The 21,772-nt window shown below is 43.6% G+C and carries 31 protein-coding genes; 18 read left to right on the forward strand and 13 right to left on the reverse strand.

Annotated elements, in window-relative coordinates; genetic code table 11:
• Positions 1–12: 12 nt before the first annotated feature.
• From H3S83_RS10755 to H3S83_RS10810, 12 genes are all read right to left on the reverse strand, one after another.
• Positions 13–765, reverse strand: a complete 753-nt coding sequence (locus H3S83_RS10755) for a helix-turn-helix transcriptional regulator (protein ID WP_198239789.1) — start codon at positions 763–765, stop codon at positions 13–15.
• 19 nt (positions 766–784) lie between these two features.
• Positions 785–988, reverse strand: coding sequence for a hypothetical protein (locus H3S83_RS10760; RefSeq protein ID WP_198239790.1), 204 nt, complete (start codon positions 986–988; stop codon positions 785–787).
• Positions 988–1,503, reverse strand: a complete 516-nt coding sequence (locus H3S83_RS10765) for a hypothetical protein (RefSeq protein ID WP_198239791.1) — start codon at positions 1,501–1,503, stop codon at positions 988–990. Before H3S83_RS10765 ends, H3S83_RS10760 begins: the two co-directional genes overlap by 1 nt.
• Positions 1,500–2,036, reverse strand: a complete 537-nt coding sequence (locus tag H3S83_RS10770) for a hypothetical protein (RefSeq protein ID WP_198239792.1) — start codon at positions 2,034–2,036, stop codon at positions 1,500–1,502. Before H3S83_RS10770 ends, H3S83_RS10765 begins: the two co-directional genes overlap by 4 nt.
• 1 nt (position 2,037) lies before the next feature.
• A complete protein-coding gene (locus H3S83_RS10775) occupies positions 2,038–3,018 on the reverse strand; it encodes a hypothetical protein (RefSeq protein ID WP_198239793.1) in 981 nt (326 codons plus the stop codon).
• Positions 3,019–3,186: 168 nt separating this feature from the next.
• The gene (ssb, locus tag H3S83_RS10780) at positions 3,187–3,639 is read right to left on the reverse strand and encodes a single-stranded DNA-binding protein (RefSeq protein WP_198239794.1); all 453 of its coding nucleotides are present in this window, start codon (positions 3,637–3,639) and stop codon (positions 3,187–3,189) included.
• A 13-nt stretch (positions 3,640–3,652) separates the two neighbouring features.
• Complete coding sequence (locus tag H3S83_RS10785; protein ID WP_198239795.1) at positions 3,653–4,033, reverse strand: HNH endonuclease; 381 nt, start codon at positions 4,031–4,033, stop codon at positions 3,653–3,655.
• Complete coding sequence (locus tag H3S83_RS10790; RefSeq protein ID WP_198239796.1) at positions 4,030–5,355, reverse strand: hypothetical protein; 1,326 nt, start codon at positions 5,353–5,355, stop codon at positions 4,030–4,032. The genes H3S83_RS10785 and H3S83_RS10790 overlap by 4 nt, the downstream gene beginning before the upstream one ends.
• Positions 5,355–6,377 carry a PD-(D/E)XK nuclease-like domain-containing protein gene (locus H3S83_RS10795; RefSeq protein ID WP_246741800.1) on the reverse strand — a complete coding sequence of 341 codons (1,023 nt, stop codon included), beginning with the start codon at positions 6,375–6,377 and terminating at the stop codon, positions 5,355–5,357. The genes H3S83_RS10790 and H3S83_RS10795 overlap by 1 nt, the downstream gene beginning before the upstream one ends.
• Positions 6,374–6,799, reverse strand: a complete 426-nt coding sequence (locus H3S83_RS10800) for a zinc-finger-containing protein (protein WP_198239797.1) — start codon at positions 6,797–6,799, stop codon at positions 6,374–6,376. Before H3S83_RS10800 ends, H3S83_RS10795 begins: the two co-directional genes overlap by 4 nt.
• Positions 6,800–6,900: 101 nt before the next feature.
• Positions 6,901–7,260, reverse strand: coding sequence for a hypothetical protein (locus tag H3S83_RS10805; protein WP_198239798.1), 360 nt, complete (start codon positions 7,258–7,260; stop codon positions 6,901–6,903).
• Between the two features lie 486 nt (positions 7,261–7,746).
• Positions 7,747–8,412: a helix-turn-helix transcriptional regulator gene (locus tag H3S83_RS10810; RefSeq protein ID WP_246741801.1), complete on the reverse strand. Its 666-nt coding sequence runs from the start codon at positions 8,410–8,412 to the stop codon at positions 7,747–7,749.
• Positions 8,413–8,515: 103 nt separating this feature from the next.
• Between H3S83_RS10810 and H3S83_RS10815 the strand changes: the two genes are divergently transcribed.
• The 14 genes from H3S83_RS10815 (at position 8,516) to H3S83_RS10880 (ending at position 16,193) form a co-directional block, all read left to right on the forward strand.
• Positions 8,516–8,725 carry a Cro/CI family transcriptional regulator gene (locus H3S83_RS10815; protein WP_198239799.1) on the forward strand — a complete coding sequence of 70 codons (210 nt, stop codon included), beginning with the start codon at positions 8,516–8,518 and terminating at the stop codon, positions 8,723–8,725.
• Positions 8,722–9,033 (forward strand): hypothetical protein, encoded by a 312-nt coding sequence (locus H3S83_RS10820; RefSeq protein ID WP_198239800.1) that lies wholly within the window; start codon positions 8,722–8,724, stop codon positions 9,031–9,033. The genes H3S83_RS10815 and H3S83_RS10820 overlap by 4 nt, the downstream gene beginning before the upstream one ends.
• A 288-nt stretch (positions 9,034–9,321) precedes the next feature.
• Positions 9,322–9,660, forward strand: coding sequence for a hypothetical protein (locus H3S83_RS10825; RefSeq protein WP_198239801.1), 339 nt, complete (start codon positions 9,322–9,324; stop codon positions 9,658–9,660).
• Positions 9,661–9,714: 54 nt separating this feature from the next.
• Complete coding sequence (locus tag H3S83_RS10830) at positions 9,715–10,269, forward strand: hypothetical protein (protein ID WP_198239802.1); 555 nt, start codon at positions 9,715–9,717, stop codon at positions 10,267–10,269.
• Between the two features lie 10 nt (positions 10,270–10,279).
• Positions 10,280–10,948 (forward strand): hypothetical protein, encoded by a 669-nt coding sequence (locus tag H3S83_RS10835; RefSeq protein ID WP_198239803.1) that lies wholly within the window; start codon positions 10,280–10,282, stop codon positions 10,946–10,948.
• A gap of 13 nt (positions 10,949–10,961) precedes the next feature.
• Positions 10,962–11,147, forward strand: a complete 186-nt coding sequence (locus tag H3S83_RS10840) for a hypothetical protein (RefSeq protein WP_198239804.1) — start codon at positions 10,962–10,964, stop codon at positions 11,145–11,147.
• Between the two features lie 15 nt (positions 11,148–11,162).
• Positions 11,163–11,531, forward strand: coding sequence for a helix-turn-helix domain-containing protein (locus tag H3S83_RS10845; protein ID WP_198239805.1), 369 nt, complete (start codon positions 11,163–11,165; stop codon positions 11,529–11,531).
• Entirely contained in the window at positions 11,528–12,574 is a 1,047-nt protein-coding gene (locus H3S83_RS10850) for a site-specific DNA-methyltransferase (RefSeq protein ID WP_198239806.1), read from the forward strand. The genes H3S83_RS10845 and H3S83_RS10850 overlap by 4 nt, the downstream gene beginning before the upstream one ends.
• A complete protein-coding gene (locus H3S83_RS10855; RefSeq protein WP_198239807.1) occupies positions 12,571–12,936 on the forward strand; it encodes a hypothetical protein in 366 nt (121 codons plus the stop codon). Before H3S83_RS10850 ends, H3S83_RS10855 begins: the two co-directional genes overlap by 4 nt.
• Complete coding sequence (locus tag H3S83_RS10860; protein ID WP_198239808.1) at positions 12,933–13,493, forward strand: hypothetical protein; 561 nt, start codon at positions 12,933–12,935, stop codon at positions 13,491–13,493. Before H3S83_RS10855 ends, H3S83_RS10860 begins: the two co-directional genes overlap by 4 nt.
• A 5-nt stretch (positions 13,494–13,498) precedes the next feature.
• Complete coding sequence (locus H3S83_RS10865) at positions 13,499–14,929, forward strand: DnaB-like helicase C-terminal domain-containing protein (RefSeq protein WP_198239809.1); 1,431 nt, start codon at positions 13,499–13,501, stop codon at positions 14,927–14,929.
• Position 14,930: 1 nt separating this feature from the next.
• On the forward strand, positions 14,931–15,200 hold the full coding sequence (locus H3S83_RS10870) for a hypothetical protein (protein ID WP_198239810.1): 270 nt from the start codon (positions 14,931–14,933) through the stop codon (positions 15,198–15,200).
• 128 nt (positions 15,201–15,328) lie between these two features.
• Entirely contained in the window at positions 15,329–15,640 is a 312-nt protein-coding gene (locus H3S83_RS10875; protein WP_246741802.1) for a hypothetical protein, read from the forward strand.
• A complete protein-coding gene (locus H3S83_RS10880) occupies positions 15,615–16,193 on the forward strand; it encodes a hypothetical protein (protein WP_198239812.1) in 579 nt (192 codons plus the stop codon). Before H3S83_RS10875 ends, H3S83_RS10880 begins: the two co-directional genes overlap by 26 nt.
• Positions 16,194–16,225: 32 nt before the next feature.
• Here H3S83_RS10880 and H3S83_RS10885 read toward each other — a convergent pair whose 3' ends face one another.
• Positions 16,226–16,435 (reverse strand): DNA-binding transcriptional regulator, encoded by a 210-nt coding sequence (locus H3S83_RS10885; protein ID WP_198239813.1) that lies wholly within the window; start codon positions 16,433–16,435, stop codon positions 16,226–16,228.
• 584 nt (positions 16,436–17,019) lie between these two features.
• Between H3S83_RS10885 and H3S83_RS10890 the strand changes: the two genes are divergently transcribed.
• From H3S83_RS10890 to H3S83_RS10905, 4 genes are all read left to right on the forward strand, one after another.
• Complete coding sequence (locus H3S83_RS10890; protein ID WP_198239814.1) at positions 17,020–18,021, forward strand: hypothetical protein; 1,002 nt, start codon at positions 17,020–17,022, stop codon at positions 18,019–18,021.
• Positions 18,022–18,618: 597 nt separating this feature from the next.
• Positions 18,619–18,999 carry a hypothetical protein gene (locus tag H3S83_RS10895; RefSeq protein ID WP_198239815.1) on the forward strand — a complete coding sequence of 127 codons (381 nt, stop codon included), beginning with the start codon at positions 18,619–18,621 and terminating at the stop codon, positions 18,997–18,999.
• Positions 18,953–20,200 (forward strand): PBSX family phage terminase large subunit, encoded by a 1,248-nt coding sequence (locus H3S83_RS10900; RefSeq protein ID WP_198239816.1) that lies wholly within the window; start codon positions 18,953–18,955, stop codon positions 20,198–20,200. The genes H3S83_RS10895 and H3S83_RS10900 overlap by 47 nt, the downstream gene beginning before the upstream one ends.
• A complete protein-coding gene (locus H3S83_RS10905; protein ID WP_198239817.1) occupies positions 20,193–21,710 on the forward strand; it encodes a DUF4055 domain-containing protein in 1,518 nt (505 codons plus the stop codon). The genes H3S83_RS10900 and H3S83_RS10905 overlap by 8 nt, the downstream gene beginning before the upstream one ends.
• Positions 21,711–21,772 lie beyond the last annotated feature (62 nt).

Genomic DNA, 21,772 nt, shown 5'->3' on the forward strand with positions numbered 1-21,772 from the left:
CTGAACCTTTCTTTATTCTTCATCGTCATCAAATGAGCTATCAATCACCAGTGCATCTTCATTCCGCCGGTCCCAATCTTTCCAAGCGGCATCGGGGATTTGTTCAATCAATGTTTTTGTTTTTCCGACTTGCTTGATACGCTTTGTGGCAGCTTCAATGCCTTCAAAAAAACTATTGTCGCAAAAAGCAACAGGCTCTTCATGTTTGTTTGTATTTTCGAATATTCGCCCCATCTTTTTAATTGATTTTCGCATTGCCTCCCGTTCGCTTTCCGACATGTCATTTATTCGCTTCTCAATCTTGTCGAAAAGGTCATCTTCTTCCGCCTGTGCATCAGAATTGATTTCGCAACTGCTATAGCCGAAGATGTGGTAATTCAGGTCAGAAACTAGCCAACAAGATTTAAAAATAAAAACGGTCTCTATACACCTGATTTTGCTTTTCGCATCAGTGATCGCATCATTCATCGTTTCGAATGGTCCGTTTTCATTTATTTTGTCATATGGTTCTTCGGCACTCCAAAAATACCAATAGGAGCGGTCATCCGGTGCTGTTAGCTGCTTTTCTTTTACTCTCGTGCGCTTAAAAGCTAGCCGCACTTGATCCGCTCTGCGCCGATTTAGCTGATAAGCGGCTATAACCTTTTCATCAAAACCGGCTGGCAACATTATCGCGCCGCGTTCGAGTCGTGAAATAAAGGCTGGTGTCTCACCAAGCTTTTCAGCCATGTCGAGAATACGGTCGCCACAAGCTAGCCGTATCATCCGAAGTTCCTGACCAAACTCAGTTAGCATTGCACTCCTCCAAGGCATCTAATACCCCTTGTTTCGCCAGCTCGATAATACGTTCATCTGTGTTGCCGTAGTCTCGCAAACAACGCACAAATCCCATTATGAAAGCCGCTGGCAGAGCAGTTTTGAGTTCTTCTTTTGTAGGTCTTCGATTTAGTGACCGTACCGAAACTTTCAGGTATAAATCTTTCGTCATTATTCGGCCTCCAAAGGTGGTATTTCCGCATAGTAAGCAAACAAGCTTTTTTTGTAGCACTCTGCATCGCCTTCCCATTGTTTGTTTTCTCGGTTGTACCAGCCGGTGCAAACATTGCCGGATTTCATTGCTATCAAGTAGGTCTTGAGTTCCTCTTTCGGGCATTCCTCGATTGGCTTCCAAAAAGGTTTTTCTGTCTTGCTTTGTGGTGAAACGCTAATGGCGCCGGCAACAAGAAGAGCCCCAATCCAATCTTGTATATTTTCCCTAAGCTCTTGCTGTTGTTCTGGCTCTAATAAATACCAATCATAGCAATAATCAGCCGCTGCGAGATCAAGCGTCTTATCTGATAAATCTTTAAAAGTTATCTCAAGGACTGAATTGTCTTTGATAATGGCTGATAGCTTTTTATAATCATCGGCTTCATATTCCGACAATCCATTGCCAAAACGTTCCTTCAACCAATCTGGTACTCGCACAGAAACAGTGTGAATATTCGCGTCATTGTCAGTCATTTTGCTGGCTCCTCCGCTTTGCTTGATTTATCGGTGGCGGGCCATTGGCGAACACTCCGATTCGATTGGACGGTCTCAACACCATCACCAGCACACCAGCCGACTGGATAATCTGCTAGAATGATTATGTTATTTTCCGCCTGCCACTCAGCGATTGTCTTTTTTATTCGTTCAAGCAGATCATCAAATTGCTCTTTGGTTGTGTAGTCTTTATACGGACGTTTAAAACGAGTATCTGAATAATCTTCTAGCTGATCGTTCAGTTGCTCATTAATCTCCCGTAGCATTCCTAAGACAGGACCGTAATCAACCCCATCTGCAAGATTTAACAACGGGTATTTTTGCTCCCAGATAACGGCAAAAGGCATTGATGTATTCGAAGGCGCGTCAAGCATATCCTTTGTATAGTCATAAGCCTCTTCCCTAGAAGGGAAAGATTTTAGGTCAGATAAAAAATCATCATCTTCTAGCCAACCCTTTGTGAACCAACGGCTGACATATTTAGTTGTTTGTTTTTTCGTATTTTTTGACATTTTAATGCTCCCCATTTGGTTGATCTTGCACCTCAACAAAGCGGCCGCTTTTAACGGTATATTTTGTATTTTCTTTGAGCCCGTTTTCACCTATGCAGCCGGTTATAAAACCGTGGCATTTTCCATCTGTTCTAAAATCGGCGACGCTTATGTGCATTCCTTTACGTCCAGAAAATTCGCCATACCGTCCAATTATCGAAATGATATTATCGGCACCGTCAGTTGATATTCTTGCGCCTTCATTAGCGACGACAATGTGAGCATTGTTACCAATGCTATTTATTTTTGTTTCTTTCCCCGATGAAGCAATATTGCTATCAGCGCCATCTATGACTAGCTCGCACTCTTCACCACTTGTAGCGAAGTTGCTACCAGCTCCTGCGGCGACAATAAATGAGTTTGCTCCACTCGCCGCAAAACTTCCTGACGAAGATCTGGTTGCCAGCATGTTATGGCTACCAGCCGTTGCATACGACATACCATAGCCGTGAAGTACGAATGTGCTTTTGTTACCGCTGGCGGCACATGTTATACCACCGGCGTCTGAAAACATTTGGGCGTCATTGTCATCCGTCGCTATCACACATGGATATCCATGCCATCTTTGATAGTCTTTGGCGTTTTCAGAGTATTCAATTTGCTTCCATATGATGTCGTAAAGGTCCAGCTTTTTAACGAGCTTAAGACGTGATACGACTTTTATTTCACCATTATCGCTGATAATATGATTTTCCTTTGCGGAAACTTCGAAAAAGCAAAAGTCGGTTTTGTCGGAAGATATTTTTTCTGTTTTTATGGACTTCAATTCGTTAAAAATCGAACCGGTCGTAAAATAAAATCCGCCACTACGCGTCTTATCCAGATATTCACGGAACTTAATACTTAAACCGTCAAAATCATACGTACGTCCGATTATCCAATCACCGTTATAAATGTATTGGCTCACATCCATAAAACCGGATATTTCTCTCTCTGATGTCATCTTATTACTCCCTAGACCGTCCCACGGTTTCGCCGGTGTCACGAAAGACAACCGTCCCATCTAACCGAAGCTTGAACCGTGATTTCGGTTTTTGCCGTGTCATGCCAAAATGTTTGATCGCGTTTCATTTTGCTTTTGCTCGTGCTTTGTTCTCGTTATTTCCCCCGCTTAGAACGGAACGTCATCATCTAAAGAGCTACCAAAGCTGCCGCCCTTTATAGCTGCATATCTATCGCCAATATCACTTGTTCCGGTGCTGCTTTCGCTATTGCTAATCGGGTCAAGCGTCTGCAACACACCGCCAAAATTCTTCACAACAACCTCGGTCGTATAGCGGTCATTACCGCTCTGATCCTGCCATTTGCGAGTTTGAAGCTGGCCTTCGATATAGACTTTTGAGCCTTTTTTGAGATATTGCTCGACAAACTCGATAATATTTTCATTGAAAATGACAACTCGGTGCCATTCTGTCCGGCTTTTACGTTCTCCAGTATTTTTATCGCGCCAACTTTCTGACGTGGCGATGCTCAGATGCGCGATTTTTTGACTGTTACCGCGTAAAACATCTGGGTCGCGACCAAGATTGCCAATCAGAATGACTTTATTTACACTGCCTGCCATCACACGTACCCGCCTATCTTTCCGTCACTAGCCCGAATTGGGCAGCTATGCCGCCTCTACGAGGTGGTAGAGTTTTCTTTATTTTCGGTGTCTTGTGGCTTTTGCCGCGTTTGAGACTGCCCTTATTGGTGATGCCAATTCGGGCACGTGCCAGCCGTTTTGCTTTGGCATTGGCCGGTATATCTTTTTTGCCAGTCTTTTCCGCGTGGCACCTTCTGCAAAGGACTTGACAATTTGCTAGGCTATTGTCACCACTTAGCGCATCCATCACGATGTGGTCATATTCAGGTCGGTTCTTTGTATCAAACTGGATGCCGCATTTTTGGCATTTTCCTTTAGCCCGTTGATAAGCCTGTTCTTTAACTTTATTCGAGAATTCGTGCCGCCTGCTCATTGTTGCAAATCCTTTTCTGAAAGATTGGCAACATCAGCTATGAAGATTCTAGCATTTTCTAAGCTAAGTTCATTTTTACAAGCTTTTAAACCAAGGTTATAAATGCTTTTCGCGCGATCACAGCCGCCTTCCGATAATTTCATATTCATTTCAGACGGATATATCCGATCAGCTACGCTCTCATATTCATCAAGACCAGAAGCGATAGCTTTATAGAGCTGTAGGGCTAGATCTTTGAGCCATTTCTCTTCATTAAACTGATCGTTAGCCTCATTCTTGCTGGTCGGTTGAATGTCCGCTGTAAGTACTCGGTAATCAATCCCGACAATACCGGCAATTCGTTTGACGCCGTCTTCTTTAGGCGTTTCGCCACGGGCTATTTCCCTCGCGATAGTTACGACATCGCGAGCTTTATCTTTCTGTCCTGCATCCAGATTGCCATTCGCGAAGAGCTTACTCTTTTCAACAACTGCCCGTTCACCCTGATCTGTGACAGAAATGACCGCTTCTGCCAGTTCCTTTAAAAAATCATCAAAATTAAAATTGTAATCGGCAACGTCATCATCCGAATGTGCTTCGGTAATATCATCCGTTGCCTCTGCCATTTCATCAGAATTCAGGTTATCTTCACCGGTGGAAAGCATTTCCGCTTCCTCATTAAGATGTTCGCGATTAAAACCTTCCTCGCTATTGGCTGGTTTTTCAGCCTTCAATTTTGCAAGAATAGTCGGGCGAGAAACAGGAACATCTTGCGCTTCACGTGCGTAATCCTCAACCTCTTCTCGTATCTGAACGCCCTTCAATATGTCTGCGTAAACGTCTCGTAAGCACCAAGCCCGTGCTCGCATTTGCAGCATACGCTTCGGATATTTCCACCATGGACTATCGCATTCCTTGCTCTTCCAAAGGCCTGCCCTTTGCGCATCAAAAACAGAAAATGAACGGCATACGGGGTCTTTTTCATTTCTTCGATGAGTTTCGCAATAAGCGATCATCTTGTCACTATCGCCTTCAATCCATTCTTTGACGTATAAGCAAAGAGGGCTTGACCTAACGACACCAATAAGAGCATCACCCCACAAACAAGGCCGGCCTTTAATAATTGCGATTGATTGTATTGACGCCATGGCAGGAATACCGAGTTCAACACCGGCTTCCATTGCAATCATAACTTTTTGGGCGGACTCCATTCCGGAAGGGGCCATTCTCGCCGAAACAATTGCTTGAGCTAATTCCCAACGAGCCGCCCTATCCGTGTCAACATTTTTCGGAACGACAATTCCGTTCCCATTACTCGAAGTAATTTTTGCAACTTGGCTCATTATGCAGCCCTTTCTTCAACTTCCAGATTGTCAGTGATGCTTGTACGTGCCCAAACCGGCATAGAAATCCATTCAGCTTCTGGATAAAATCCGTCAAAGCCAGGCCATTCTCCGAGTTCTAGGCATTTCTTGACTTTATCAATCGCGAGATGTGCTTGCCTCTCGCCGACATCTATATCTTCCGGCCTCAACTGCATTACTCGCACATCATAGGGCGGTGTTTTTTCAACGAAAACAAACGAGAATGAGTTGAATATATCTTTCCCCATAACTTCCCGTATTGCCATCCGGACAACAGCCGCTTGAACATGATAACCGTGATTATAAATAGTCCGTTCAAGTGCGTTGTTTGAAACGTCATTTGCTGTTTTCAAGTCGACAAAGTCACCGCTATCATTCGCAAAAATATCAGGGCGGCTTTTGATCCAGATGTTCCCGTCTCTATAGACGATTGAACGTTCAATCCGTCCGTTCAGAATACCTTGTTTTACAAGTGGATGTTGTGCAAGATTATCAGCAATGTGTTCGATATTTTCGAGTTCGGATTTTGTAATGACGGTAAGCTTGCGTTTATTAACGTCTTCAAGCCATTCTTTGCAGGCCTTACGGTTTCCTTGCCATGCAGCCCCGTCTATAACGTCAGGTTTTAAGACATATTGAGAAGAAAACCCTTCCTCGCCTAAGATCAGCATGTGAGCTGCTTGTCCGAAATCAAGAGCTTTCGTGCTTTCGCGTTCGTAACGGTTTGGATTGTATGGTGAATAGCACCAGTATTCACTTGGACGGCGTATTACCTGCCGTAGACCTGAGGATGAAATGGAAAATCCATCGAACAACGTCGTATCGTTGTGATAACGTTCTATTGGAATGTTGGAATAAATACCATTGACTGCTATTTTTTCACCAGACCAAAGGATTTCTTGCCCGCTTTTCTTCACGATTGAAGCAGTTTTGCTAAAAACAGTCATGGCAATGTCTCCTATCGGTGTAAAAGTGTCGATTTTGGAAGAAGCTACAGTCATTGGGAGACTCCGTTATCGCTGGAAAACTCTCGTTGAATGTCAGCAAAAGAAACAGATTTCATCAGTCTGTAGGCTTGCCTGCATCGTTCAATATCGAACATCCCGACATGTGTTTCACTTAATGGGATTTCCAATTTCCGAGACAAATAGCCGTAAACTTTGCCACGTGCTTTTTTCTTCGGTGTCTGGCTTTTCCAGAGCGGATCAATAATTGAATGTATGACATGCCTAGCATGACGGAGGTGTGCATCTGCTGGCGTTCCTAACGGATTTGAGGTTGTTCCATGGCAACCGACGTACCCACCACAACGATCACACTTGTAATAATAACGCGAATAAAGATCAGGACGGTGTGGATATATCTCTTTTCCGGTTGTTAAACGGCTTTCGATATGGCACTTCGGGCAGATAGGAGTAGTCATCAATTTCCCCCCAATGCTCCGATGCCAGCACGTATAATATACATCTTCCCATTCCTCGTTCAGTTGTGTTGGAAATCTTTGTGGTTGCAGGCTGAACACGCTTAAAAAGCATGCCCAGCAAGAACATCCCCTGCCCTCAAGCGGTGTTGTTCGACATAGTCGTCGTTTGGGTATTGAAAGCCTTGATCTTCCCGAACCATGTCGCACCAATCTTCGTTTTCTTCGGCTTGCTCCCGTACAATGGTAGCTAGCCGAGCTACCCAAGGTGACTTGGAACGATTGGCATCAATGTAGTTGTTTCTATTTTTTGCGTCTTGCAGCCAAACGTTCATAACTACGATGCTGCCGTCAGGTTCAATGCTTGGAGTTAACCGGCATTCATAATCCGGAATGATAAGCGCACCGGTATCATCATCGAAAATCTGTGCGGTAAAATCATAAGAAATTCTTGTAATATCCATAATCATCACCTTTGTTTTTAAGCAGATCAGCATTTGCTTCTTCGTGCTTTTTAGCAGATCGGCAGTTGCGTCTTCGTGCTTTCGATGATTAAGAAGTATAATATCTTTTGACTTCTGTCAACAAATAAGTCTAATTTATTTTGACTTATTTGATAAGGTAGATTATAGAATCAAAATAAAGCAGCGACTGGGTGCAATTCCCTGCTGATTGAAAGCTGCACGCGCGGGTATCGAAAGTCCTACTGTGCGCATCAGAAAAAGAGGACGAGTTAGCTGTAAGGCGCTCTGGCGTAATGTCCCATCCACGGCTCCGTCGGTTATGGAATGCCATTGATGCCCCCTGCCTTTAGGGATTTGATTGATCTCTAGGGGTAGGGGGTATCTTTGGCTAAAGAACCCTCCACTCACCATCGGTTATGGTTTTAAAATCTTTTTTTAGATAATTAATTTAATATGATTATACTCTAGAACATTGATATTTGTTTTCTAGAGACCATTTCCTGCTAACGCTATGTAGTGAACAGAAACAACGCATTTGTGTGGAAAAACCAGCTCTTTTGCAGGATTGAATTGTTCAAGCACAAGTTCGTCCGCATTATGCCGAACGAATTTTTTTATAAATGCCTGTGGCAGATTAGAGTCATCATCCATCATTATCTGGGCAACGACATAATCGCCTTTTTTAACTCTTCTCGACGGATCCACATAGACTATTTCTCCGTCTTCGTACCGTGGGTACATTGAATCCCCCGATACCTGCACGCCGTATGCGTTATTCACACGTGAAAGCTGTGGAGGGCAAAGCACCTCGAACAGCTTTATTCCATTGAATACGAATTCCCCATTCACTCCCGCCACCGCTTGTCCATATACAGGAATTGTCTTATTTGTCGGAAAATCAATATTCGGCAAAACAACCCCGTTTGGTGTCGAAACAACACCATTCTCGCCTTTCGGCTCTGTCCCAATAAGGAGCCATTCATAAGAAACGTTTGTTGCTTTGGCTATGGCCTCAAGTTTCTCTTGACGCGGCAAAGTACCACGCTCCCAACTCGAAACCGCTCCTTTCGTCACTTTAGTACGTGACGCGAGCTCCTCCTGAGTTAGGTTGGCTTTCTTCCTGGCTTCTAGAATACGATCCTTGAGTTCCATGAGTTTTTTCTAACATTTCAATAGTTTAATTGCAGCTACATTTTTATTTGACATAAGTATAATTCTATTATACTAATCAAATTAAATTAGATTGGAGGCTGTGATGCAAAACTCCCCATTAAGTTTTGTCCAAAAAACAATGTCATTGCCGACATTGGCAAAGAAACTGGGGCTAACAAAAGCCGCTGTTTATGCATGGCGCAAAAATGGAATACCGGTAGAAAGGGTAATCCAGATTGAAGAGATTACCGGTGTTAGCCGGCATAATCTGCGCCCCGACCTTTTTGATAGCAATGAAGGACGAGCAGCTTGAGTATTCCATCCTGTTCAGTGCCTCGCTTTGCTGAGAAGCTCAGCACAATAAGCAATCCTGCTTTGTTGTGTGGATTGAACGTTCCGAGCGACAGCCCAATCAACAAAGGCCGAATGATCGAAGTCGACGAAACAAACGCTTTCGCCTTCTTCAATGAGCCTTTGGACTGTGTCTTCAACGAGCAGCTTCCAGCTCTGGAACGTTCTTTCAAAGAAGATTTTGTCAAGAGCAAAGGATCTGACAGCATCGTACTGATTTTCTCTGTAGCAAACGACAAGTATCGGCATTCCGATTTCGTTTTGCATTGATTTACCCTTTCTGGCTGTTGGTGTTTGTCTCTTTTCCCGACAGTTGGATACGGTGCCGCCCATTTTAGACCTTCCTCCTCGTGTGGGCGGCACCAACTCACTTTTCACCGTGTGTCGCATAACTCCAAACTCATATCCGGCACACATTTTTGAACTCTAACTCCTTTCACTGTTTCGACATGAAACAGCCTACTGTGAACAATTTTCCGTTTGGCGGAAAAGTCACGGCGTAATCGAGAAAAGTCACGGCGTAATTCGGAATTTTCTCGTGAAAACAAAGGAATAACGATGATGTCTCGCGTAGAAGTTATTCAAGATGAAATGGCCTCGGCTGTCCGTGTATTGGGCGGCGACGGCCTAGCAAAAGAACAGATCACTAAAGCCGCAAGGAAAACTGGATTGACGGTTACCACGATAGAGCGGTTGCGGTGGCGGAAGATCAAACGCGTTCCGGCAGATATAGCGGATTGTGTCCGTGATGCTCTGGAACGTTACGAAAAGGAAAGCAGAAGTCGTGCGGAACATTTACTTTGGATTGCTCAGCAAGAAAATGAAATGTTGCGTAGCAAGCTTACGCAATATCAGCATGAACAAAATAGCGACGCTATTCGCAATAACGGGCAGTAAGTGCAACGCAGCGGCTATCTGGTTTCTCGAACGTTCAAACAAACGGAGATAAAGATGGCTGACAAAGGGCACAATTCAAAGCTCACCGATGATGAAAAGAAAGCACTCTTTTTTCATCACGTAAGAAAAGAAATTGATATCGCTGCACAGATCAAGGAATTGCAAAACATTCGGAAATCGCAGCGTAAAACGGCTCAAGCCGACGGCATTACCTTAGCAAAATTGGATTTTGCAATCAAAGCAATGGCAGCGGAAGAAAAAGAGAACGTTGTCGACGCAGAAACGAACCGTCTCGAAGTACTGTCTTGGCTTAATCTAGCCCCTGGTTTTCAGGCTGATTTGTTCGAGGATACCGCCCCTGCCCTTGATCGCATCAAGAAAGATGGTGAACGTGCAGGTCTTCTCGGTAAAGACGGGAAAAGCCAATATCTGGAAGGCACGGAAGAAGATACTGCTTGGCTGGAAGGCTGGCGGAATGGGCAGGCAGTTCTTGCCAAGAATTTTGAAAGTGCACGCGCGAAATTGTCTGAACCGGATGATGAAACAGACGATGATCCGTTTCCAGACAATGATGAAGTCACCTCACTTAACGGTGCTGTATTGCAGTGACGGGAGGTGAATGATGGAAAACGACAGTAAAATCAATATTAACAGCGCAAATTTTCAAAAGTTTACACTGTCCGACAGTAAACGAGAAGTTCATGTCGGCAAAAAATTTGGCGTAAAACTCGCGATTGCGGGGAGTGAAAATACAATCACTTCGACGGGTGAACAAACACACACGGCAGTCGCAGGTAATGACACAAAAATAGATATAACAGCACGTTCTTCCGTCACAGCAGCCGCTGGAAAATTTTTAAACACAACAATATGTGGCAACTATACGCGAACCGCCGTAGCCGGTGAATATGGCAAAATCGACATCATTGGCACGAGCGGCGGAACGGCTGTTTGTTCCTATATGGCGTCCGTGGAGATCACAAGTGACCACCATTATGTTTCAGTGTGCGAAGCTAACATCATAAACGTCTCTGGATTTGACAACCAAATAGCAATCGTAGGCAGCGCACCTTCCATTATCTGTAGTGGAACCGGCAACCGCATTTCAAGCGTGGGGATAAACGCGACGTTTAAAGGTGAAATCGGCAACTGGATTTCGTTGGGAGATTACGACGACAATGACAATTTTGTCGGCTTCGTTACCGGTTGCATAGGTCAAAACGGGCTGAAACCCAATGTTCGTTATCGCGCTAAATATGGCGAGTTTGTCGAAGCATTTGGCGGTTAAAGGAGATAGCGAAATGATGAACGAGATAGATCTTTCTCATGCGATGGGCGTGTTTGACCAGATGCAACAAACAATTGCAGACGTGAAAAAACACATGTTGGCCGACAATCACCAAAAGCAAACTGCCGAAGAAAATCACCTGCTTGATTTATGCAAGAAATTTACAGCGACAATAAGGGCGGGCAATCGCTTTGAGTAATCGGGAGGCGGCAGAATGAATAATGACGTTATCATCGCGCGGCAACGCGAGAAGATCGGTGAACTCGAAGAGCAAGTCAGGCAGCTAAAAAAGCTGCTCGTTCCGCCATTTGTTACGCCTGCCGAATGGCACCTCACGCGGAAACAACAGGCTTTGTTTTGTATGTTTCTAAAGCGTGATCTGGTTACACGCGACATGTTAGATGCCGCAGATATTACAGGTGCAAGTATTACTCCAAATTACGGCAATGTCATACTTTATCAGTTGCGTAAAAAACTAAAAAAATTCGGCTTCGAGTTAAAAAATGAATATGGGCTTGGTTGGCGTTTGGTCGATCGTAAAAGTTGGCAAAAGAGGCTGACAGATGCGGAGGCAGCGGAATGATAGAGCGCGTAGCAGAACGGCTTACAATATACACAGGCGATTGCTTGTCTATCCTGCCAACATTACCGGACGAAAGTGTTGATTGTGTTGTCACCAGTCCGCCTTATTGGCAACTGCGTGACTATGGTGTGAGCGGGCAACTAGGCCTTGAAGCAACGCCCGACGAACACGTCGCTAAAATGATAACGGTATTCGACGAAGTAAAGCGTGTCTTAAAAAAATCCGGAACTTGTTGGGTTAATTACGGGGATAGTTATTCCACGGGCAAAAATTGGGGAAAGACAAAGGATCTTTGCCTGATACCGCAACGTTTTGCAATCGCGATGCAAAACGCAGGCTGGTTTGTGCGTTCAGAGATCATTTGGGCGAAGCCAAATCCGATGCCCGAAAGTGTTACTGACCGGCCAGCTAATGCACATGAGAAAATTTTTCTTTTCACAAAAGCGCCCACTTATTTTTACGACGCCGGCGTTGTCAGGCAAAAGCTTGCAGGCAGTTCGGTTCAGAGACTTTCCCAAAACATTGAGCACCAAACCGGTTCTAGCCGTGCCAATGGTGGCAACAAAAAGAACGGAAACATGAAGGCCGTTAGCGGCAAATATCGTGTTAAACGTCAGCGAGGACAAGTCCCCGGCAATCGGGTTCAAGCTGGGCTGGCACGATTAGACCAAATGAGTAAGGCGGAGCAGTGTGCCAATGGCCGAAACTTACGCGATTATGAACCAGCTCCTATGCCTGTATGGAATATCGCAACAGTACCGTTTACAGGCGAACATTTTGCGACATTTCCCCCAGAGCTGGCAGAACGCTGTATTCTGGCAGGCTGCCCAAAAAATGGGGTGGTGATGGATCCTTTCGCTGGTTCAGGGACAACCGGATTGGTTGCGTTACGCCACAGTCGAAAAGCTGTTCTGATCGAAATCAATGAGAATTTTATGGATATAGCAGTGCGACGGATAAAAGCCGAGTGGCACGTGCCTGACAGCCAGCAACACCCAGATTTCGGTCCACTTTTCAAAAATATTCAGGAGGCGGCGGAATGATGATGACTTCCTCCACTGAACATAACAATCCGTCGTTGTCTTGGCTTTCTGAAAATGAGCTTGGAGTAGCTAATGGGCTTTTGCAGCTTGGTTTTTCTCTCGCACAGATTGCTTATTATATGGCTGTTCCAGAAGAACAAATATACCGGCAGTTCGCAGAAATACGAGATTTTGAAAAAGAACAATTAGCCAAAAATATGCAGCTTGACGGCATGACCGGTGACAAGGTTGCGCAGGCTCATTGGCTATATGAACAAGGGCTATCGTTCGCTCAGATAGCTAAAGCCATTTACGTCTCAAAACATGCGGTAATGGCAAATAAGAAAGCAATCAAAAATTATAAGGAAGGTGGTGCAGTATGACACTCATCTTAGGCCTTGATATCGCTACAACGACTGGTTTTGCTTTGTATTCAATGAAGGAAAGCCTCTCCACGATCAAAACCGGAACAATTAAATGCAAAGGTGAAAATGCCGAGCAAAAAGCCGCATTCCTTGCCGTTGAACTGATTCAGCTCTTAAAGGCACACAAGCCAGACTTTATCGCAATTGAAGAACCGCTGCGTAATCTTGTGCCTTTCCGTAAAAAGACACAATCGCTTATGGGGGAAGAGGAACATCTAACGATCAATCCGGCTGCCTTGCAATTGTCTTCAATGACCGGTGCGGCAATAGCGATCACGAGTGGATTTAAAATCCCTTGGGTAACAGTTCCTTCTCAAACGTGGCGGAAGCATTTTCTAGGCCGTGGTAGAGAAAAAGGCTGGAAACGTGCCGACTGGAAACGGGCGGCGATAGAGCGGTGCCATTTGCTTAATATCCCAGTAAAGAACAATGACGCGGCCGAAGCTGTCGGAATAGCCATAGCTGGTTCTGCATCGCAAGAATTTAAAGCACTTGGAGCGAAGCAACCGGAATGAATGCAATGGCTCTTATGAACACGTCTAATGAAAAAGCACCGGTACTCGAAACGATTGAGGCGGAACAGCAGCTTATCGGGGCGGTATTTATCAACAATGATGCTTTTCATCTTGTTTCATCATTTCTAAAGCCTGAACACTTTAGTGACCCGTTCCATGCGCACGTCTGGCAACTCATTACAGAGCAGATAGAAGCTGGACAGGTAGCAACTCCGATCACATTGAAGCCTTTCATTGAAAAGGTCATGATAGGAGACATGCCCGCTTATCATTATCTGGTACGAACAGCGACGGAAGCTGTTGGTGTTGCCAGTGCCAAATCTTTCGGACAAGTAATCAATGATATGGCGGCAAGACGCAGTTTGATTGCTATGGCCGATAAGATGAAAGAAAAAGCGATCAATGCCGAACCGAGCGCACCGGCAAAAGGTATACTAGTTGAACTGGAAAATGAATTAAACAGGCTAATAGATGACGTTACGCCGGAAACAGATGATGGAACAGCCGCACGTGTTGTAGACAACTTGCTTGAACAATTTTCAAACAAGATAGTACTGCCAACTATCCCCCTCCCCTTGTCGGAAATTCATGATGTTTTATCCGGTGATTTAGAAGCTGGAAATCTCTATGGGCTTCTTTCTTCATCCGGTGAAGGAAAGACTTCTCTTGCCCTACAGATCATGGATTTTGCAGCCAAAAACGGGCATCCAGTCTATTTCATGTCATATGACCAGAGCGAACAACAATGCATCTTGCAGATTGCTAGCCAGAGAACAGGAATAGAAGGAAGCCGCATTCGTAACCAAGAACAGCTAACAAAGAATGACAAGGAACGGCTGTTCAGGGAGCTTATGGAAATTCGCAAGCTTCCTTTAAAGGTCAAGAACTGCACAAACGAGAATATCAATCAACTATCGTCTTATGTCCGCCGGTTTTTGAAGTGGAACCGATCAGACGAGACACCACTGATCGTTGTCGACCATGTGAGAAAAATACAACCGATAATTGCAGGAACCTATGAAGGACGGGTTGCTTCCGAGATAGGCGGTGCTTCAAAGGCAATAGCGAAAGAACATAATCTGGTTTGGTTAAATATCATGCAGAGAAAATCAATGAGAGAGGGGCGCGAGAACCCACACCCAATAGATCAAGACTTGTTCGGTGGTGAACAAGCCAAGGAAGATTATGACGCTATTCTCTACCTTTATCGGCCGGAAAAATACCGCGATATGCGGCTAACTAAGGCAAACACAGAAAAAAAACGTGATGAGATTTTAAGATATTTGGAGAACTGGTCGGGAAAGTCAAAAATCGGTGCCTTAAAAGTACGCTTTGGTGATGCCAGTGTGGCTCGTTCATTGGATTTCCAAGCGGAATTCACCCGTTATTCTTCCGTCATAAAACCCGATCAAGAAGCATTTGAGGGACTTTTCTAAAATGAATGAATTTAAAGCATTTGCTGAAAAACGATTTAACGGTTGGGTAGCGATGGTTCGTTTTGCACACGATGGAGGTGCTCATCCGGTTCTCGATAAGGGGGGAATCCCGATGCTATTCCATACGAAATCTGATGCTGAATTGGTCGCTCACAGACACCTCGTAGCTTATTTTAACGGAAATCTCGTAGCGTATGACAATGTAAATGTTCGAGATGTCAGACGTGAAAAAGCTGAAGCACTATTCACCAAAAAACAAGCGAATGGCTGAGGTGAGTATTGAATAAGCACCACTACAAGAGAAAGGGGCAGCTTGACGCATTACTTGACAGTTTAGGAATCCGGTTGGTTCCTATTTACCGAAGGAGAAAGGCTGCCCAGTCACATGCTCGAGGAACCATGCACGAAATAAGAAATAAGCATGGTGACGGGTTTCTTGTATTCGTTTTGAGGTGCATACGAGAGACAAAGAATAATAGAGACGAACTCTGGAGTGAAACGATAGGAGCTGTTGCTGATATCTTTGAACAACGCCCCGATTGGTTAGAAAAAGGTAGCAAAGTACTCGACGCTTTTGATAATATCCCGCTTGGTGAATTGAGGGGGAAGGCAGTGAACCGCAGACCATGGCCGGTAAGAGCCACGTTACGGACACTGATTTACGAAAGATTGGAAGGGTACCTCGATGAACCAAAGCAGCGTCTTCTATGACATATTAAATATTGATGCAGTGGCATTTTCGGAAGCATGTCTTATTGTTCGTTCACGTATTGTAGAAGCAGCCGACACAATGACGAACACTTATGTCAAAGGTGCATACCCTGCCCGCCTGAAGGCGTTTTGGCCTGATTGTGCAGATGACTACGGTAAAGAAAAAACGCGTTCTTATTATCAACCTGATGCGAAAGCCATTTCACGGGCGGAAGAGGTATTTTACAACTGGTTCCCTCAGCTTGATGATGATAGCCGGAAAATACTCAGTACATACGCTTTTAGGCAAGCAGCGCCAAAAAAACACGGTTCAATAGGCAATTATTGCAGAAAAAAACGCTTATCCCGTAGTACGTTCGACCGGCATGTGCTTAAGGCTACACAGTCTTTAGCCGAGACATTACTTAAAAAAGGTCAATTGTTACAATGCCCTAGATGGTCTAGGGTGATGACAATCATGCCAAATTCGCATATAAAAACGAATATGATGGCGACAGTTACATACTGGCGGGCTGATGACGCTAGGCCTTCTATTACTTTACACCAAGCATAAAACTCCCATCGTACTAACAGCTTTGGCGAACTTTATTCTTGTTCGCCCCACGGTTTTAAGCGGTGATAAATAGCAGTACAGGCATAAGCAACAGCAAGAGAAATAGGAGCAGGTTTTCCATCACGACGGATACCACGTTCCCAATTCTCAATAGACAGAGATGTTACCCCCAAACGAGAAGCAGCTTGTTTTTGAGTAAACCCCATATCTTTACGCCAGTTCTTGAATTCTTGAGGTGTCATGATATAATCCTTTTATAAGATAAGGTGGTAAGGCATTTTATCAGGAGGGGGGGCTTTCGCCCCACCCGTTTAGTTTAAAACTTGATAATCAATTCAATGTTGGTACCAAAGAATTTAATTCTCAATTTTAACTCCCTGATTTTCACATGCCTCACCACCTTTCTTGTTATGAAAGCTTAATTGCTTTCATGTTTATTTAAATACCATACATTGTATTGTTTTAAAATAGAAAAAATAAGATATTTTTTTAAAAAATGTATTGTTTTTGTTTTTTAAACGTGGCAATAATCAATAAAACAGTTTAGCTGCCATTGTTAAAGACCGTAGCAAATACATTACCATTTTAGGTTGAAACAAAACTGGATAGCTATTGCAGCTATAAACGACCCGTTTCTTCAAAAGGAATAAAGGTTAGGCTGGTTAATTTTTGCTATCACACCAACTCGTAAAAACGTATCTGGTGAATAATATCTCTACTCGTGGAATTTTTTATAGAAGCAGTTAAATTTTTTACTTAATAAAATGTATTGAATTTATTATCATTGTTAGCAATGACTATTTAAATCGAAAATACGAGGAGAGAAATGGGACAAAAAACTAAGAAGCTAAAGCTTCGTGCGTTTTCAAATGTCGTGAGCGGTACTAATAACGATGAAAATAAAGCGATAAAAAGCGCTCCCAAGACACTTGCGGCTGAGTTTTATGAAAAACTAGAACACACAACAAGTTCTCAGGAACGGATGTTACCGTTAAATGAATCCAAGTCTGATACAGAATTAAATGAATCCAAGTCTGATACAGAATATGACTTATGTTGTACATTTAAAGAATCAGTATACGACCAGAAGACGTATCTTTTTGGGACCATGCTCCGCATCAAGAAGGCAGAAGACGTAGGCGATATTCCAGAAGAACTACTTGCTAAAAAGAAATTTGATATAAGTGCCATACTGACAGGTAAAAAAGGAAATAATTCGTTTAGCGAGATTAACAGTTTCTACTTTCTTATGAGAGGCAAACATGTTGTTTGTACGTTACAAACAAATCGCACCATAAAAAGTTTTGAAGCCTATATTAACAACTTACTAAGCACACAAAAGAATCAATTATGCCCGAAACTTGTTAAACAAGGAGACTTAAAGATCAGTGACGTTCGAGATATCACATTTGGTTCTACGAGTTCGGTAACCACAGGTACCAAAAACAGTACCACGCAACAGAGTAAACTGATTAATATTAGCGTAGAAACGTTAGCTGGCTTCATGAAAGATGAGCATTCTCAAGTTTTAAGCGACGTCGATTTGGCAAATGTTTTAACTGCCAAGCTAATTTTAAAGATTAAAAAGCCTAGAAAGATGTCAGATGTTGAATTTGAAAGAAAGTACGGAGCGATATTGAGAGTCGTTCAAGATACTGATGATATTACTATCACTGACAAGAATGGAAAAAAAATAAAAGGCGGTGACATCGAACTTAGGAAAGAGATAGAGATAGACTTAACAGAGGACGGAATGTTAAATGAGGTAGTGCTCGAATCCGAAATGGTTAAATTTATAAACGATCTGGAACATGCCCCAGCTGATTAAAAGATTAATTTTCGTACTAATTTTCTCCATGGTCGCATATGGATTTTGTAGACATGCCATAAATAGAGATGTTTTATCGACATTGTACAATGTGTCTGGGATACTTTTTTCTGTCGGAATGGGGTTGATTATTGGTTTTAATTTTGATGGCATAAAAAACGAAGACTACGTTAAAATCATAAGATTTCATTTAAATGAAATTAGAAATAATTTTATTAAAATATTCATAATATTAACAATATCGTATATAATAAATGTTGTAACACCTGCTGAAACGACTATTAAAATATCATTAACGGGAATAAAAATTCCTTATGACATTGATTTGTTCATATTCTTCCAATATTTTACGGCAACATATTTAATTTATTCGTTTATGTATTTTATATTCACTTTTATTGAAGTGCAAAAATTAAAAGATGAAATATCCGATGCAGTAAACCGGTGATAATATCTATTTTAAAATATTATCATCCCAGCAATCTATTTTTCAATAAAACATGACAATTAACGCTTGTGGCATGCGGTTTGTACCAGCCACTTAGCCGAACGCCTTATCGGATAACTTTACACATTAAAAAAGAAAGAAACGTAAAGATGACGAGGAAACAGGTCATAAAGCCAGTTCCTGAGACTTTAAAAACTTTAAAAAATCTTGGCGGCTGTTTTGCTACAATAGAAGATATTGCAGCTTGGTTCGGCGTTAGCAGACAAACGGTTCATTCATCCTTCAAAAAGTACCCTACCCTTGTAACTGCCTATGAAGACGGCAAGAGCAACGGTCGGATATCGTTACGACAGAATTTATTCCGTATGTCTAAAACGAAGCCACCAGTAGCAATCTTTTTAGCCAAGAACCTTTTAGGCATGACAGACAAACAGGAGATTAGCGGTCCTGATGGTGGTGCAATAAAGATTGAACGGATTGAGAATGTCATCGTTGACCCAGTCAAAGACAATAAGGATTCCGACGGCTAGAGTATTTGAACCCTTGCTATACCCTTCACGTTACAAAGGTGCGTATGGTGGTCGTGGTTCTGGCAAGTCGCATCACTTTGCTGAAAAGGTCATTCAGGCTGCCTTAACAAGCCCAAAGCGCATTGTCTGCATCCGTGAGGTGCAGAAATCAATCAAGGAATCTGTGAAGCGTCTGTTAGAGGACAAGATCAAAGCCTTGGATGTCGGTTCATATTTCCAAGTACTGGATAGAGAAATCAGAGCCACAAACGGTTCATTGATTATCTTTCAGGGGATGCAAGACCATACGGCCGAAAGTATTAAATCACTCGAAGGCTATGATATTGCATGGGTTGAAGAGGCGCAATCTTTATCGACAAGATCGCTTCGGTTGTTGCGCCCTACCATTCGTAAAGAGGGTTCTGAACTCTGGTTCACTTGGAACCCAATGAGCGCAGATGACCCGATAGATGCGTTTCTACGGGGTGATAATGTTCCGCCAGATAGCAAGGTGGTGCAAGCCAACTGGTCTGATAATCCATGGTTCCCTAGCGAACTGGAACGAGAACGGGTTTTTGACCTAAAATACAATTCCGCTACCTACGATCATGTTTGGGAAGGTGCATACCTAGTCAATACAGATGCTCAGGTATTTTCGGGGAAATATCGAGTTGATGACTTTGACGTGCAAGACACATGGGACGGACCTTATCAAGGCGGTGACTTTGGTTTCAGCCAAGACCCGACAGCAGCGATTAGATGCTACATTGCTGGGGACGTGCTTTTCATTAGTCATGAGGCTTACAGAACAAAGCTAGAGCTTGATGACACTGCAACCTTCATTAACGGTAAAATACCGTCTTTTGATCGGTATGCGACCCGATGGGACAATGCCAGACCAGAAAGCATTAGCTATTTAAAACGACATGGGCTGCCACGTTCTGAACCGGTTGTGAAGTGGAAAGGCTCAGTTGAAGACGGAGTGCAGTTTCTCCGGTCGTTTAGGGAAATTGTCATTCATACACGTTGCACTGACTTAGCACGAGAATTCAGGCTCTACAGCTATAAGACTGACAGTCGCACCGGTGATATCATGCCGGTCATTGTTGATGCCTTCAATCACGGGATAGACGCGTTACGCTATGCACTGGCACCAATGATGCGGGGCAAGAGACAACCTTCAAGACCGGTTTTCGGTATATATGGACGGATAAATGGTTAATAACTCACAGGATATGTTGGCAACGTCGAAAGATTATCAGGCAATGTTGCCCTATTGGAAAAAGGTTGCAGCATTTGTTGAAGGAGCCGATGCTGTTAAAAAGGCCGGTGAATTATACCTTCCTAAATTGCCGAATGAAACGCCGATCAATTATAAATATCGTCTTAACAATGCCCGCTTCACAAATATCTATCGAGATATAGTCGAGAACTTGGCTTCAAAACCATTTAGCAAGGAAGTTAAGCTGGATGAAATGAACCCGTCGGAGGCTATGAAAGGAATTGTTGAAGATATCGACGGTTCTGGAACGCATCTGAATGTATTCTCAAACAATGTATTTTTCGAAGGTATTAACAGTGGCATCACTTGGGTGATGGTCGATTATCCGTCGGTTCCGGCGAATGCAACACTTGCAGATGAACGTAAGCTCGGAGTGCGCCCATATTGGGTACAGATCGACGCTAAAGATCTGTTATGGGTAGAAAGCGCGATTATAGACGGGCACGAGCAGATCGTTTACGCGAAAATTCATGAGCCACGTACTGCCCGCAATGAGGACGGTACCGAGAAAACTGTCGATAGAGTGCGTATTCTCGTGCGTGACCAGACGGCCGAAGGCTATGCGCCTGCTCGCTTCGAAGTATGGGAAAAGGATACAGATTGGAAGTTAGTCGAGGATGGTTCTATTTCTATCGGTGTCATTCCGTTGGTACCGTTCTACACAGGGCGCAGGCGTGGCGCAACGTGGCAGATTATCCCGCCCATGAGCGGAGTTGCAGATGCCCAGATTGAGCATTATCAGGAAGAAACAAAGTACAAAATCGCCCGTGAATTATGCGCATTCCCGATGCTCGTTGCGAAAGGAATAGATGCCCCCACGACGGATGAAAAAGGGAACCAGATAATTACGCCGGTTGGCCCCGGTATTGTTCTTTATGCACCGCCCTATGATGCCGGTGGCGGGACTATCTCGCATGGCGATTGGGGAATAATCGAACCACAAACCTCTTCATTGAAACTCTTGTCTGACGAAATAGACAAGCTTGAAGCGAAAATGCGAGAGCTTGGCCGTCAACCGCTTACAAGTAGCTCTACAGGCTTAACACAAGTTGCGGCTGCCTTTGCGTCACAAAAGGCAGCTAGTGCTGTTCAGGCTTGGGCGTATATCCTCAAGGACGCATTGGAAAACTGCTTTGCACTGACATCCAAATGGCTTGATATAGGTGAAGAACCTTCTGTTTTCGTCAATTCTGATTTCGCAATCGAGATAGGAGAGGACAAGCAACCGGATATTCTGTTCTCGATGCAGAAAGACGGTATTCTCAGTCGTGAAACGTTCTGGCAGGAAATGATGAGAAGGAACATCTTGTCTTCCAACTTCGACCCCGAAAAAGAGGAAGAAAAACTCGAAGCTGAGCTACCGGATGACAGCGAAGATGATTTTAACGCCGCTATGACGCCGGAAAAAGACAATAAAACCTCTATCACCGACGAGAATAACAGAAGTTAACTGATTGAAAACAAACACAAGAATAGAATTTCAATATTTTTTGCCGGTTTTGCAAAACTATA

It is taken from the genome of Bartonella sp. W8122, from assembly GCF_016102485.1.
GTDB classification, from domain to species: domain Bacteria; phylum Pseudomonadota; class Alphaproteobacteria; order Rhizobiales; family Rhizobiaceae; genus Bartonella; species Bartonella apihabitans.

Coding starts and splice junctions, on each gene's coding strand:
- H3S83_RS10895 (WP_198239815.1), top strand. CDS start 18,619: ATGACGAGGAAACAGGTCATAAAGCCAGTTCCTGAGACTTTAAAAACT.
- H3S83_RS10815 (WP_198239799.1), top strand. CDS start 8,516: ATGCAAAACTCCCCATTAAGTTTTGTCCAAAAAACAATGTCATTGCCG.
- H3S83_RS10760 (WP_198239790.1), bottom strand. CDS start 988: ATGACGAAAGATTTATACCTGAAAGTTTCGGTACGGTCACTAAATCGA.
- H3S83_RS10885 (WP_198239813.1), bottom strand. CDS start 16,435: ATGACACCTCAAGAATTCAAGAACTGGCGTAAAGATATGGGGTTTACT.
- H3S83_RS10845 (WP_198239805.1), top strand. CDS start 11,163: ATGAATAATGACGTTATCATCGCGCGGCAACGCGAGAAGATCGGTGAA.
- H3S83_RS10775 (WP_198239793.1), bottom strand. CDS start 3,018: ATGACATCAGAGAGAGAAATATCCGGTTTTATGGATGTGAGCCAATAC.
- H3S83_RS10770 (WP_198239792.1), bottom strand. CDS start 2,036: ATGTCAAAAAATACGAAAAAACAAACAACTAAATATGTCAGCCGTTGG.
- H3S83_RS10890 (WP_198239814.1), top strand. CDS start 17,020: ATGGGACAAAAAACTAAGAAGCTAAAGCTTCGTGCGTTTTCAAATGTC.
- H3S83_RS10865 (WP_198239809.1), top strand. CDS start 13,499: ATGGCTCTTATGAACACGTCTAATGAAAAAGCACCGGTACTCGAAACG.
- H3S83_RS10795 (WP_246741800.1), bottom strand. CDS start 6,377: ATGACTGTAGCTTCTTCCAAAATCGACACTTTTACACCGATAGGAGAC.
- H3S83_RS10870 (WP_198239810.1), top strand. CDS start 14,931: ATGAATGAATTTAAAGCATTTGCTGAAAAACGATTTAACGGTTGGGTA.
- H3S83_RS10850 (WP_198239806.1), top strand. CDS start 11,528: ATGATAGAGCGCGTAGCAGAACGGCTTACAATATACACAGGCGATTGC.
- H3S83_RS10830 (WP_198239802.1), top strand. CDS start 9,715: ATGGCTGACAAAGGGCACAATTCAAAGCTCACCGATGATGAAAAGAAA.
- H3S83_RS10785 (WP_198239795.1), bottom strand. CDS start 4,033: ATGAGCAGGCGGCACGAATTCTCGAATAAAGTTAAAGAACAGGCTTAT.
- ssb (WP_198239794.1), bottom strand. CDS start 3,639: ATGGCAGGCAGTGTAAATAAAGTCATTCTGATTGGCAATCTTGGTCGC.
- H3S83_RS10810 (WP_246741801.1), bottom strand. CDS start 8,412: ATGGAACTCAAGGATCGTATTCTAGAAGCCAGGAAGAAAGCCAACCTA.
- H3S83_RS10805 (WP_198239798.1), bottom strand. CDS start 7,260: ATGGATATTACAAGAATTTCTTATGATTTTACCGCACAGATTTTCGAT.
- H3S83_RS10860 (WP_198239808.1), top strand. CDS start 12,933: ATGACACTCATCTTAGGCCTTGATATCGCTACAACGACTGGTTTTGCT.
- H3S83_RS10880 (WP_198239812.1), top strand. CDS start 15,615: ATGAACCAAAGCAGCGTCTTCTATGACATATTAAATATTGATGCAGTG.
- H3S83_RS10900 (WP_198239816.1), top strand. CDS start 18,953: ATGTCATCGTTGACCCAGTCAAAGACAATAAGGATTCCGACGGCTAGA.
- H3S83_RS10835 (WP_198239803.1), top strand. CDS start 10,280: ATGATGGAAAACGACAGTAAAATCAATATTAACAGCGCAAATTTTCAA.
- H3S83_RS10825 (WP_198239801.1), top strand. CDS start 9,322: ATGATGTCTCGCGTAGAAGTTATTCAAGATGAAATGGCCTCGGCTGTC.
- H3S83_RS10755 (WP_198239789.1), bottom strand. CDS start 765: ATGATACGGCTAGCTTGTGGCGACCGTATTCTCGACATGGCTGAAAAG.
- H3S83_RS10765 (WP_198239791.1), bottom strand. CDS start 1,503: ATGACTGACAATGACGCGAATATTCACACTGTTTCTGTGCGAGTACCA.
- H3S83_RS10905 (WP_198239817.1), top strand. CDS start 20,193: ATGGTTAATAACTCACAGGATATGTTGGCAACGTCGAAAGATTATCAG.
- H3S83_RS10800 (WP_198239797.1), bottom strand. CDS start 6,799: ATGACTACTCCTATCTGCCCGAAGTGCCATATCGAAAGCCGTTTAACA.
- H3S83_RS10855 (WP_198239807.1), top strand. CDS start 12,571: ATGATGATGACTTCCTCCACTGAACATAACAATCCGTCGTTGTCTTGG.
- H3S83_RS10790 (WP_198239796.1), bottom strand. CDS start 5,355: ATGAGCCAAGTTGCAAAAATTACTTCGAGTAATGGGAACGGAATTGTC.
- H3S83_RS10840 (WP_198239804.1), top strand. CDS start 10,962: ATGATGAACGAGATAGATCTTTCTCATGCGATGGGCGTGTTTGACCAG.
- H3S83_RS10875 (WP_246741802.1), top strand. CDS start 15,329: ATGCACGAAATAAGAAATAAGCATGGTGACGGGTTTCTTGTATTCGTT.